The organism is Pannonibacter anstelovis (assembly GCF_036881715.1).
GTDB classification, from domain to species: Bacteria; Pseudomonadota; Alphaproteobacteria; order Rhizobiales; family Stappiaceae; genus Pannonibacter; species Pannonibacter anstelovis.
The window spans coordinates 463,841-475,919 of sequence record NZ_JBAKBF010000002.1 but is presented as its reverse complement, the minus strand read 5'-3'; the positions used below and the strand labels follow the sequence as shown (position 1 = coordinate 475,919).

Genomic DNA, 12,079 nt, shown 5'->3' with positions numbered 1-12,079 from the left:
CCCCGCAAGGATTGTTCAACGCAGGTTGAGAAACTGACCTGATATCTGCTCATTCTCAAGTTCATTGCCGGGCACATGCCATTGCCCGGCAATTTTTCGATGCGCTTTCATAGGCACTGCCTCGCATGAATGGACGGCGCAAACATGCGGGCGGCTGAAATCTGGGCTCCCGCAACGGAAAGATGCTCAAAAGTGCCGCAGCATCCCAATTGCGCTGCAGTGCGGGATGTGTTACGTAAAAGTTAAAAGAAAACTGAGAATTATTCAGATTGTTACACACTGCGCCTTTTTGAAGCGCAACCTGATTAAAGCAGCCCGTCACGGACGGGCAATATTGATTTCTTATGCGTTTGGAGATTGCGATGGTGCACGAGTTTATGGATGGCGAAGCACGCAAGCGTTCGACTCCGGTGAAGGCTGCAAGACGCCTTCCCTTCTTCTCCAGAGCCCTTTCCGAACGCAATCTTGCTCCCGGGCGCCACGTAGGCCCGTTGACAGCAGGCCGGCAGCATGGCGTTGCTCTGCCGGTTGAACTTGGGGCACCTTTGGCTGCTCAAACGGGCACCAGCCAAGTTCATCAACCCGCCATTCCAGCCCCGGAAGAGACCTTGCAGGATGCGCTGGCCGCCGCCAGCGGTATCCACAACGGCCTGCGCGCCCGCATCCGTCCCTTCCTGAAGCGCAGCATTGACATTGCCGGCAGCGCTGCAGGCCTTATCCTTCTAAGCCCCCTGCTTGCTGGTCTTGCCATTGGCGTCAAATTGTCGAGCCCAGGCCCGGTGATCTTCCGTCAAGCGCGCTACGGCCGTAACAACGAGCTGTTCATGGCGCTCAAGTTCCGCTCCATGTATGTGGCCAAGCAGGATGCGACCGGCGTCGCCCAGACCCGGAAAAACGACCCGCGCATCACGCCGATTGGCCGCTTCCTGCGCAAGTCTAATTTCGACGAACTGCCGCAGCTCTGGAATGTGCTGAAAGGCGAGATGTCTCTTGTCGGTCCCCGCCCCCATGTGCCGGGCATGCTCGCTGCAGGCAAGCTTTATGAAGAGTTCGACACCCGCTACCTGACCCGCCATCAGGTGCGGCCCGGTATCACCGGCCTTGCGCAGGTCAACGGCTTCCGCGGCGAGACGACCGATCCCTACCATGCGTCCATGCGGCTGGAGTATGATCTGCAGTATCTCAAGTCCCAGAGCACGCGGGGCGACCTGAAGATCATCGTGATGACCGTGGTCAACGAATTCACACGCGGTTCCGGCTACTGATCCCAAGCAATAGCGGCATGCCATCAAAAAGGGCACAGAATCAGCTGTGCCCTTCTTTCCATTCCCAAGCTGAACGGCAGGCCGTCTGCTCAGCGATTACGCCGCCGCGATACCGTCGAGGAAGCGCTCCACTTCACTGCGCAGGTCCGAGGTGCGGGCGGCGAGCTTTTCGCTTGCCTCCAGAACCTGGCCAGACACTTCGCTGGCCTGTTCCACCGTCGCAGACAGGGCGTTCATGTTGCCGCGCACGGCCTGCGTGCTCTCGGCTGCCTTCTGAACGTTGCCGGAGATTTCACCCGTCGCTGCCCCTTGCTGCGTCACGGCCCCTGCAATGGCCGTGGTGTAGCTGTTGACGTCAGACATGGTGCGGGCAATGCCCACGATGGCCTCGACGGCTGCCCGGGTGGAATCCTGAATGGCGGAAATCTGTCCGGAAATTTCCTCAGTCGCCTTGGACGTCTGCGTCGCAAGTTCCTTCACCTCGGAGGCCACTACCGCAAAGCCGCGGCCGGCTTCACCGGCACGGGCGGCTTCGATGGTGGCATTCAGGGCCAGGAGGTTGGTCTGCTCGGCAATGGCACGGATCAGTGTCACGACCTCGCCGATGCGGTCGGCAGCTTCCGACAGGCTTTCAACCTTGCGATTGGTGTCGTCCACAGAGGCGGCAGCCATTTCAACAACCTGGCTGGTGCGCTGCACCTGGGAGCCGATTTCGCCGATGGAGGCTGCCAGTTCCTCGGCGGCGCCTGCAACGCTCTCGACGCTATGGGCCGCCACGCCGCTGACATCCAGCGTATTGCCGGCCTGGCGCGCGCTTTCGCCTGCTATTCCGGCAAGCGCCTGCGCAGTGCCCTCCATACCGGATGCCGTTTCACCCACAGCCGCGAGCGTTTCCTGCACCCGGTCCCGGAAGCTGGCAATCAGTGCCGTCATCCTTTCCTGCCGCTCCGCCTGGGCGCGGGCTTCCTCTTCATTGGCCGCTTCAAGCCGCTGACGCTCGAGGATGTTGTCGCGGAAAACGCGGATGGTGCGCATCATGCCGCCGAACTCATCCCGGCGCGCCTCCTGCGACAGATCAATGTCTGTGCGCCCTTCTGCCAGCCGTTCCATCTGCCCGCCAATGGCGCGCAGCGGCCGGGTAATGAGCATGGCCAGCAGGACCGCTAGGCCGATGCCTGCCGCAATGGCAAGAGCAACCGCGCCGCCAATCGTGCCCAGAGCACCGTTGGCGGCGGAGAACGCTGCCTGAGACTGGGCGCTGGCGAGCTGGCTGATCTGCTGACGCACATCTGCCGACAAGGCATCCAGCGCAGCCGCGGTTTCGGCCAGTTGCTGCAGGGCACTGGTCAGGCTTGCGAATTCGGCCGCATAGACATCCACCTCGGCCGTAATGGCCTCCACGGCGGGTTTGATTTCGGGAAAGGCACCTGCGTCAGCGGCCAGCGTGTTGGCAAGGGTCCGCAGGGATTCCATGCGGTTCAGCACCGGATCGGGCTTGAACGGCCCATCTGCGGCCAGTGTTTCCATCGTGGCCGAGCGCAACTCCAGTACGGCGCGGGTCAGCTTGTCCACGTTGCTCTTGACCAGATCAACAATCCCGGCCCTGCTCTGGGCAGCGGCTGCCGATTTGCGGGCCTCATCCTGCACAGCGTAGAGGTTTTGCTGCAGAGTGGAGGCCTGCTTGCGCACCCCTTCCAGCTCTCCGGCCAGAACAGCAACCGCCGCGCGGCGGCCCCAAGGGTTATCCATTGCACCAAGCGGCTGCAGGCGGGTGGCAAAGGCCGTCAGGCCTTCGGTCAGCGCCGCCAGACTGGCAGGCTCAATGCCGCTCCCCTTGACCTTGGCAATCGCCCCGGCGGCATCTGTGAGATGCCCACTTAGGGAGACGGCATCGCCGATAAGAGCAAGATTCCCGTCGCGCCCTGCACGCAGCAGCGTGATCTCGACCATCAGCAGGTTTTCCAGCATGCCGGACAAGGGCCGCACCACGCGGTCGGCCCGGTCACGCGTGCCTCCAGCCTTCTTGCTTTCGTCAATGGCAGCGCGCTGCGTCTGCTGCATCTGGTCGCTGATCGATGTCACGAGCGTGTCGAGTTTACCCGCAGAAGCCGTCAACCGCTCAAGCTGAGTCTGCCGGGCGGCGATGGTGCCGACAACTTCGGTGAAATTCGCCTGCAGCTCCGCGACTGCGTTCGAGGCTGTCTGTGTCGCGGCCCGGGCATCGCCTTCAACAAGGCGGGACTGGAGCTGGGCAAGCTGGCCCGCCAATGCTGAAAGCCTGTCTTCTGCCGTTTGTGCAGCTTCTGCGGCAGGCGCTGCCAGATAGGCCTGCCGTGCAGCCGATGCCTCCTGAAGCGCGGCAATCGACTCCGTCGCCAGACCACTGATGGCCTGCTTTTCCTTGAGGTCCAGCACAGCCAGTGTACCTGCCCCGCCCGCCAAACCCGTCAGAAGGATCATGGCGGCGAAACCGCCCGCCAGCTTGGTGGAAACTTTCAGATGGGAAAAACCCCCGCGCAGCCCCGGCATACTCAACTCCCGTTACCCTTGCAGGAATTACGGGGTAGCGGAATAAAAATTCAGTAAATTTGGTCAGATTAAATAAATCACCTCGAGCCTCCGGAAGCACTTCAAGCTTAAAAGCCGCACTCTCCGGCGGAATGACTCTGCACCAGAAACCAGGAGACTCTGCCTCGACTCCGGCGCAGGCACTTGCCCGAAATAAATGAGGCAGCAGGATTCCCGGGACCGAAGGTTAGGCAGACTTGCCGTCAGCCGTTTCATCAAGTGCCTTGCGGTCAGCTTATTGGCTGCCTGCGGCACTCAATTCCGACTTGATCGAGAAGGGTGCGCCATCCATCGACAGCACGATATCATCGACGACCGGCTGGCCGTTCTCGACGATAACCTTGAACAAGGTTTCGCTGTAAGCCTGATACTCGGCTTCCTGCCCAAAACAGGTGACGGCCTGAAAACGGGCCTTCACATCTGTCACGGCGCCCTGCGGCGGAGCGGCGGTGATGGTGACATTCTTAAGCGGACAGCCATCCTGAGCGTTGACGATCACATCATAATCGAATGGCGAGCCGCTCTCGCGGGCATACTCGCCCTGCATCGCCTTCTCGTAACTTGCAGCAAAATCGGAGCTGAACAGGGCCTTCAGCCGGCTGGCGTCAAATATGTCCTGATATTCAGTCCCGCTCTCGGACCAATTCGCTTCCGTCATCTTCATGATCTCGCGCACAGGCGCAGTGGCGTCGGCGGCAAGAACAGCCCCCGGCAGGACAAGCCCAATTGCGAACACGGTTGTCTTCAGCATTTCCGGCACTCACCCCATGTGGCGCACCCCGGTCTGCGCCGGGACCGCAGCAAATTTTAAAGCAGCAGAATCCCTGCCATCCCGCTTTCTGTCTCAAGCGATCATGTCAGTCTTGCGGCAAAGCGCAAGCCGGGAATGGACAGGTGTTGATGCTGATCCGGAAGGCCCTGATTGAGCAGCCCCAGGCAGGAGCGGAGACTCCTCTTGCCTGCCTGGAAGGAACGGGATATAAGAACAAAAAGAGAACGAACCAGAGTCACTGCCATGGACGGACAGATGGATATCAGCATCACCCGCTTCGAAGTGGAAGACGTTGCGCGCTATCTGCGGGCGACGCTCAATCAGGCCAGCCGTATCCGCAGCAATGCCCCGGCCGGCAGCTATCTCGACACAGTGCTCGCCCGGACCATTGAAGGGTTGGAGCTGGAACTGGCGCAACTCAGGTTTTTACTGGCGGACCCGGAGTTTCCGGTTCCATCCGCGCAGCCTTCCACTGCCCCCATGTCCCGGATGCGCCGTGCGCTTTAGGTGGCGCGCCCTTCATCTTACGCTGAGGAATAAGTGGCCATATATTCGATAGCTGGCTATCAAATTTGTATTTATTCCTGAAGGGTTACTCTTTTTTCACTGCATGCACGCAGAATTCCGGCACTTGTTCAAGATGTTCGGAGCATTCCATGTCGCTGAAAAGCCGCATCTTCATTTCGGCGAGTGCCGTATTTGTCATCGGGTTTGTCGTGGTCATCGCAGTGATCTCGGCAATGATGCAATCTTCTGCCCGCAGGTCAGGCGAAGAGCAGGTTACTCAGGCAACGCTGTCTCTCGCCACACAGGTCAGCAAGACCGTAGCAGAGGCTCAGCTGGCGGCACGCTCTGCCGCAGATGCGATGGAAGGCCTGCTCCATGCCGGAATTACGGATCGCAATGCCTACGGCGCCGTGATGCAGCAGATCATTGCCCGTAACCCGCAGTTCGTTGGCGGCGGCGCCATTCTTGAACCCGATTACGCCGGTCTTGATGCGGACAACAAGGGAACCAGCTTCTCGGACGCCAACGGCCGTTTCATTCCCTATTTCTACCATGCGGACGGCAAGGTTGCGATGGATCCGCTGATTTTCGGCGGAGATAGCGGATCGGAAGAGTGGTATGACAAGCCCCGTCAGCTGCGGCAGGATACAGTCACCGAGCCCTATCTCTATCCGGTCAACAACGTTGATGTCCTTATGGCGACTGCCTCTTCGCCCATCCTGGACACAAAGGGCAGCGGTGCTGGCGGCGCTACGATCGACGTGTCCCTGGAAGGACTTCAGAAGCAGGTAGCCTCCTTCGATCCCTACGAGACCGGCTACGTCGGCCTGATCAGTGAGGGAGGTGTCTGGGTTTCCCATCCTGACAGCAGCCTGTTGGGCAAGAAAGCGGATCAGAGCCTGATTTCCCGCCTTTCGCAGGCCCAGGACGGCATCTCCATGAAGGAAACGGATGGCGTCTATGAAGCGATCCGCGCCATTCCGCTCGTGAACACCAGCCAGAAATGGTTCGTCATTCTCAGCGTCGATGAGAGTGAGCTGCTGGCAGCGGCCATCACCACACGCAATACCGCAATCATCCTGGCTCTGGTCATCCTTGCGGCAGGCACGGCATTGATGTGGCTTCTGGGCGGCAATATCTCCCGTCCCATTTCCCAGCTGACCCAGCGCATGCGGGGTCTTGCTGCCGGGGATGTGGACAGTCCCGTCGCACACCGGGAGCGGAAGGACGAGATCGGCATGATGGCCGGTGCTCTCGGCGTCTTCGTGGAAAATGCGATCGAACGGGTGAAGCTGCAGGGCGAAAGCGAGGCGGCGCAGCAGGCGCGCCTTGCCCGGCAGGAGCATGTCGAGGCACTGATCCAGGACTTTGAGGCAGAGGTCCGCCAGGCCATTTCCGAGGTTTCTGCCAACTCGGGCCGGATGGAACAGACGGCAGGTGCACTAACCTCCATTGCTCAGGCGACCTCCAGCAAGGTTTCCACCGTTGCAGCCTCTTCGGAAACGGCACAGATCAGCGTCCAGACAGTTGCTTCTGCGGCCGAGGAGCTGTCCGCTTCCATCGGTGAAATCAGCCGCCAGGTGGACCAGACCAAGGGCGTGGTTGAAGCTGCAGCCCGTGCTGCCGCTCTCTCCAACGACCGGGTCGGCAGCCTTGATATTGCAGCCCAGAAGATCGGCGAAGTGGTGCAGCTCATCCAGGCCATTGCCGAGCAGACCAATCTTCTTGCCCTCAACGCCACCATCGAGGCAGCCCGTGCGGGCGAAGCCGGACGGGGCTTTGCAGTGGTTGCAGCGGAAGTGAAGGAACTGGCCAACCAAACCGCCAAGGCAACCGAGGAAATCTCTTCGCAGATCAGCGGTATTCAGTCTTCCACCCGCGAGGCGGTTGGCTCGATCCAGGAAATTGCCGAGACCATGGGTGAGGTGAACCAGTTCACCACCACCATCGCCGATGCCATTTCCCAGCAGGGCGAGGCAACGCGTGAAATCACGGTGAACGTTCAGCGTGCCGCAGATTGCACCAGCGACATGAGCGGCAGCGTCGGCAATGTGATGCAGTCGGCACAGGAAACCAGCGGATCTGCCAGCGATGTTCTGCAGGCCTCGCAGGACGTGACCCGGCAAGCGGCAAAGCTGGAAGAGACAATCGCAAGCTTCCTTCAGCGCGTCCGCGCCGCCTGACAGGAAACCGCCATCAAAAGGAACCGAAGGGGCGCTGCGGCGCCCCTTTTTCATTTCAGCACGGCGGGCTCTGGCACGTCAGACCTTGAGAAGGCTCTCAAGCGGCCGCTTCCGCATCGCCCGGGGCTGTCTGCCATCCCAGATCCGTCAGCGTGACAATCCGGTTGCCGCGCATGTCTGTGGCGCAGAGCAGAAAGCCCCGTTCCTCCATATGGGCCAGCAGCCAGCGGGCGCGGCCCGGCGAACGGGTGCCATAGGCCTTGGCGATTTCAGCATTCGGCGGGCACGGCGCCTTGGCCAGCGCCGCCTTGGCCAGCAGCAGATAGACGCCGCGCATGTCCTCCGGCAGCTCGGCTGCAATCAACGCAGCCTTCTCCCAGTCGCTGGTGTCCACTTCACCGCTGTCGACGCCCGCACGGGCGACCGACAGCTTCTCGCGGAAAACGGACAGATCCGGCACACCGCCAGGCACCTTGGCGATACGGCAACGGACCTGGAAGTCCTGATAGAGCGCCGCCACCGGCTGGAAGGCTGCCTCGGGCTCCGCCAGAATTTCCGTCATGATCACGTCAATGGCCGCGTCCCGTTCAGCCGTGTCCACCGGCGGTTCATCAGGCTGCGGCGCGGGCTGGTTGCGCGCGCTCTCCATGCGCCCCGCAGCCGACAGCTGCGTCAGGATCTCCGCCGTCGAAACCGGCTCTGGTGCGCGCGGGCGGATACGTACGGCTTCATCCGGCATGGGCGTGAAGATCAGGTCCTTGGCATCTTCCGCGGGCTTGTCTGGAAGTGGCGTCAGCTTCGGTCCGCCGCCGCGGCCAGAGGTCTCCACCGGCCCGATGCGCACCGGCACAGGACGGCGGGACATGGCAGGCCCCAATGCGATGAAATGGCCCCGGTCGAGATTGCGGAATGCTTCCGCCTGCCGCCGTTCCATGCCCAGCAGATCGGCCGCGCGGGCCATGTCGATGTCCAGGAAGGTTCGGCCCATGAGGAAGTTGGAAGCTTCCGCCGCCACGTTCTTGGCCAGCTTGGCAAGGCGCTGCGTCGCGATGATCCCTGCCAGCCCGCGTTTACGGCCGCGGCACATGAGGTTTGTCATCGCCGTCAGCGAGCGGCGGCGCGCCTCTTCGCTCACCTCACCGGCAGCGGCAGGGGCAAAAAGCTGCGCCTCGTCCACCACCACCAGCATCGGATACCACTGGTCACGGTCCGCATCGAACAGGCCGTCAAGGAAGGTCGCTGCCGCCTTCATCTGCCGGTCCGCATCAAGGCCTTCCAGATTGAGCACGACGGAGACCCGGTGCGCCCGCACGCGGGCGGCGATCATCTGCAGGTCGCGCTCGGTTCCGGCGGCGTCCACCACCACATGGCCGAATTTATCGGCGAGGCTGACGAAGTCACCCTCAGGATCAATGATCGCCTGCTGTACCCAGCTGGCGGATTGCTCGAGAAGACGGCGCAGAAGATGCGACTTGCCAGAGCCGGAATTGCCCTGCACCAGCAGGCGCGTTGCGAGCAGTTCTTCCAGATCCATCAGCGCCTTTGCGCCGCCTGACATTTCGCCAATATCGATGCTGACCGTCATTCCCCGTCCCGTGCCGCTGAAATCCGGTTAGGTCCACAGACCTTGGGCATGGCATTGCCACCCCTTGAATCCTGCCGGTTAAACCCTGTTGTCCGGCGGTACTCCCTCAAGATAGGCAAGGTCAATGCTCTGCGCCGCAAACATAGCGATTTTCCGCGGCGGGTGAAGCCGATTCCCCCGTTCTTCCACCTTCCCGTTATTGAAGCCAACCACCGCTTGCCATTTCCTGTCCCAGCCCCGATGCATGACATTTCTTGCAGTAGGTTCTGGCCTTCCGGCCGATCTGACGTTACGTTGACGTAACCGGAAAGCGCGGCAGAAGAGGGACACATGCGCGAACAGACGAGAGCAGAGCGGATTGCAGACGGAGCGGTGCATGTCATCGGCATAGCCCTGGGGATAGCGGCCACCATCATTCTTCTAGCCCTTGTCCTCCCGCAGGAGGACGCGGCCGGGCGAATTGCCAGCATTTCAATTTACACCGCTTGCCTGATGGCCATGCTGATCTGTTCGGCGCTCTACAACATGCTGGCCAAGAACAACCACGCCAGCTGGTTCCGCCGGCTCGATCATGCGGCCATTTTTCTGATGATCGCAGGGACATACACTCCCTTTGCGGCCATGGTTATCGGCGGCTGGCCAGGCATGCTGGTGCTGGCAGCCGTCTGGACCGGAGCAATCACCTGCGCAATCATCAAGCTGGTGCGCCTGCAGCGCTTTGACAAGTACACTGTGCCGATCTGCCTGGCGCTTGGCTGGGTCATTGTTTTTGCCTATCAGCCGCTGCTGGAAAACGCGTCCCCGCTGGGCTTCTGGCTGCTGGTGGCAGGCGGCGCGCTCTATTCTGCAGGCACGGCCTTCTACGCCTGGAAGGCCCTGCCCTTCCAGAATGCCATCTGGCACAGTTTCGTCCTGGCTGCAGCCATCTGCCACTTCGGGGCCATTCTCTCCGATGTGGCCCTGACACCCGTTCTGACCTGAGCTGGAACGAAAAGGCCCCGCACGCTGCGGGGCCTGGTCTACTCGAAAAGCCGGAATGAAAGCGGCTCAGCCGGCCTTCTTCTTTTCGGCCTCGGCCATCTGCTTCTTCACGCTGTCCGGAATGGCATCACCCAGAACAACGACCTTTGTGTTCATCGGAACACGTTCGTAAAGGTCAATAACGTCCTGATGCCACATGCGGATGCAACCGCTCGATACGCTGCGGCCGATGCTCTGAGGCTCGGTGGTGCCGTGAATGCGGTAAAGCGTGTCCACATTGCCCTGCCACAGATAAAGCGCGCGGGCACCGAGCGGGTTCTCGATGCCGCCCTCCATCTTGCCATCCTTGTACTTCTTCAGTTCAGGGCGGCGCTCGATCATTTCCTTTGGCGGGAACCATGCGGGCCATTCCTGCTTCATGCGAATCGTCGCATCGCCAGACCAGCCAAAGCCTGCCTTGCCGACACCGATGCCATAACGCAGGGCTTTCTTGCGGGAGATGGTCCAGTACAGGAAGTGATTGTAGGGATCGACGATGATCGTCCCCGGCGCTTCCTTGCTTTCGTAGTCCACAACCTGGCGCCAGAACTGCCGGTCGAAGTTCTTGTACTTGATCGCCGGAATATCCCACTCGCCATCCTTGCGGGCGGCATAGGCCAGATCATAGTCGAACTTCTCGTCGGGCAGCGGCGGCTGATTCGGCAGACCGACAGGCTGCACCAGCGTCTGGCACCCTGCGGCCGACAAGGCCATGAGCGCCGCACCTGTGAAGAGAAAACCGCGGCGGCTCAGTCCGCGCGATCCATTTTCAAATTCCGAAGCAACATCAGCTGCCATTTTGGGCTCACCCTTGACCTGACGAACCGTCATAAACGCCACCTTTTGCGCCGGTTCATGGGGAGAAGGCAATATTCGCGCGGAATGAACAAATGAAATCCCCGCGAGCGCGGCAATTCCGCCACAGATATACGGTTCGGCTTGCCATGCTGGGCGGTGGAATGCCTATATGAAAAGCATCCCAGCCTGCAGCCAGCCTAGAGCCCTGCCCCCCTGACGAGGTCCCCTTGATCGAAGCACATCACGGAAATCCGCCTGTTCTTGTCTTTGATGGTCACAATGACACCCTCCTGAAGCTGGAGATGCGTGAACGCGCAGGGCGCGGCAAGTCTTTCTTCGAGCGTTCCTCAGAGGACCACATAGACATGCTCCGAGCACGGGAAGGCGGCTTTGCCGGCGGTCTCTTCGCCATGTTCGTCCCCAGCGTGCAGGACATGCAGCTGATGCGCTCGCTTGGCTCCGCCGATCCGCGCCACTACCAGCGGCTTGGGCAGGAAGAAGCCCTCAGCTGGACCCTGTCGATGACCTCGCGTGCCCTGAAACTGGAGACTGAATCACAAGGCACCTGCCGCATCACGCGCAGTACTGGCGAGATCGAGGCGGCGATGGCTGCAGGACAGATGGCAATGGTGCTGCATATCGAAGGGGCAGAGTGCATTGGCCCGGACCTTGCTGCGCTGGATGTTCTCCATGCGGCGGGCCTGCGTTCCCTCGGCCCGGTCTGGAGCCGCCGGAACATCTTTGGTGATGGCGTTCCCATGGCGTTTCCCTCCTCTCCCGATACCGGCGAAGGGTTGACAGATCTTGGCCGCCAGCTCGTGCGCCGTTGCAATGCGCTCGGCATCATGGTGGACCTGTCGCATATCACCGAGAAAGGCTTCTGGGATGTGGCTGCCATTTCGGACAGGCCGCTCATCGCCTCCCACTCCAACGCCCATGCCCTTTGCCCCAGCGCCCGCAATCTGACAGACCGCCAGCTGGCGGCCATTGCAGAAAGCAAGGGACTGGCAGGCGTCAATTTCCATTGTGCTTTCCTGCGCGAGGACGGGCGCCCCGACAGCAATACGCCGCTCGAAACAATCGTCCGTCATGCGGCCTATCTCATTGAAAAGCTGGGCGAGGATCACGTTGGCCTTGGCTCCGACTTCGACGGATGCCTTGTACCCCGCGATATAGGCGACGTTTCAGGCCTGCCGCGCCTGATTGCAGCCTTCCGGAAACATGGCTTCGGTGAAAACCTGATCGAAAAGCTGGCGTGGAGAAACTGGGTGTCTGTCATTGCGCGCAGTGGAATCTGACCTCGGCCTGTCCGGATAAATTCAACCCGGCGCAAACTTGTTTAAAATACTATACAAATTTCATGATATTTTGTGATATGTAT

9 protein-coding genes are annotated in these 12,079 nt (G+C 60.8%); 5 read left to right on the top strand and 4 right to left on the bottom strand.

Features of this window, described 5'->3' with window-relative positions; translation table 11 throughout:
• Positions 1–362 precede the first annotated feature (362 nt).
• Entirely contained in the window at positions 363–1,265 is a 903-nt protein-coding gene (locus V6L75_RS04980) for a sugar transferase (protein WP_334250404.1), read from the top strand.
• Positions 1,266–1,361: 96 nt separating this feature from the next.
• On the opposite strand, the gene V6L75_RS04975 is transcribed toward V6L75_RS04980, so the two are convergent.
• Both V6L75_RS04975 and V6L75_RS04970 read right to left on the bottom strand, forming a co-directional pair.
• Entirely contained in the window at positions 1,362–3,794 is a 2,433-nt protein-coding gene (locus V6L75_RS04975) for a methyl-accepting chemotaxis protein (protein ID WP_334250403.1), read from the bottom strand.
• Positions 3,795–4,068: 274 nt separating this feature from the next.
• On the bottom strand, positions 4,069–4,584 hold the full coding sequence (locus V6L75_RS04970) for a hypothetical protein (RefSeq protein WP_334250402.1): 516 nt from the start codon (positions 4,582–4,584) through the stop codon (positions 4,069–4,071).
• Between the two features lie 264 nt (positions 4,585–4,848).
• Here V6L75_RS04970 and V6L75_RS04965 point away from each other — a divergent pair, with 264 nt between their 5' ends.
• Both V6L75_RS04965 and V6L75_RS04960 read left to right on the top strand, forming a co-directional pair.
• Positions 4,849–5,112, top strand: a complete 264-nt coding sequence (locus V6L75_RS04965; protein WP_334250401.1) for a hypothetical protein — start codon at positions 4,849–4,851, stop codon at positions 5,110–5,112.
• Positions 5,113–5,261: 149 nt separating this feature from the next.
• Entirely contained in the window at positions 5,262–7,295 is a 2,034-nt protein-coding gene (locus tag V6L75_RS04960) for a methyl-accepting chemotaxis protein (protein ID WP_334250400.1), read from the top strand.
• A 97-nt stretch (positions 7,296–7,392) separates the two neighbouring features.
• On the opposite strand, the gene V6L75_RS04955 is transcribed toward V6L75_RS04960, so the two are convergent.
• Complete coding sequence (locus V6L75_RS04955; RefSeq protein WP_334250399.1) at positions 7,393–8,880, bottom strand: ATP-binding protein; 1,488 nt, start codon at positions 8,878–8,880, stop codon at positions 7,393–7,395.
• 330 nt (positions 8,881–9,210) lie between these two features.
• On the opposite strand from V6L75_RS04955, the gene trhA reads away from it, so the two are divergent.
• On the top strand, positions 9,211–9,861 hold the full coding sequence (gene trhA, locus V6L75_RS04950; RefSeq protein WP_334250398.1) for a PAQR family membrane homeostasis protein TrhA: 651 nt from the start codon (positions 9,211–9,213) through the stop codon (positions 9,859–9,861).
• 66 nt (positions 9,862–9,927) lie between these two features.
• Here trhA and V6L75_RS04945 read toward each other — a convergent pair whose 3' ends face one another.
• Positions 9,928–10,698, bottom strand: a complete 771-nt coding sequence (locus V6L75_RS04945; RefSeq protein ID WP_334250486.1) for a L,D-transpeptidase — start codon at positions 10,696–10,698, stop codon at positions 9,928–9,930.
• A 230-nt stretch (positions 10,699–10,928) separates the two neighbouring features.
• Between V6L75_RS04945 and V6L75_RS04940 the strand changes: the two genes are divergently transcribed.
• Entirely contained in the window at positions 10,929–11,996 is a 1,068-nt protein-coding gene (locus tag V6L75_RS04940) for a dipeptidase (protein ID WP_334250485.1), read from the top strand.
• Positions 11,997–12,079: the final 83 nt, after the last annotated feature.

Excerpts from the sequence above, each read along its gene's own strand:
- V6L75_RS04980 (WP_334250404.1), top strand. The coding sequence starts at position 363 with ATGGTGCACGAGTTTATGGATGGCGAAGCACGCAAGCGTTCGACTCCG.
- V6L75_RS04975 (WP_334250403.1), bottom strand. The coding sequence starts at position 3,794 with ATGCCGGGGCTGCGCGGGGGTTTTTCCCATCTGAAAGTTTCCACCAAG.
- V6L75_RS04970 (WP_334250402.1), bottom strand. The coding sequence starts at position 4,584 with ATGCTGAAGACAACCGTGTTCGCAATTGGGCTTGTCCTGCCGGGGGCT.
- V6L75_RS04965 (WP_334250401.1), top strand. The coding sequence starts at position 4,849 with ATGGACGGACAGATGGATATCAGCATCACCCGCTTCGAAGTGGAAGAC.
- V6L75_RS04960 (WP_334250400.1), top strand. The coding sequence starts at position 5,262 with ATGTCGCTGAAAAGCCGCATCTTCATTTCGGCGAGTGCCGTATTTGTC.
- V6L75_RS04955 (WP_334250399.1), bottom strand. The coding sequence starts at position 8,880 with ATGACGGTCAGCATCGATATTGGCGAAATGTCAGGCGGCGCAAAGGCG.
- trhA (WP_334250398.1), top strand. The coding sequence starts at position 9,211 with ATGCGCGAACAGACGAGAGCAGAGCGGATTGCAGACGGAGCGGTGCAT.
- V6L75_RS04945 (WP_334250486.1), bottom strand. The coding sequence starts at position 10,698 with ATGGCAGCTGATGTTGCTTCGGAATTTGAAAATGGATCGCGCGGACTG.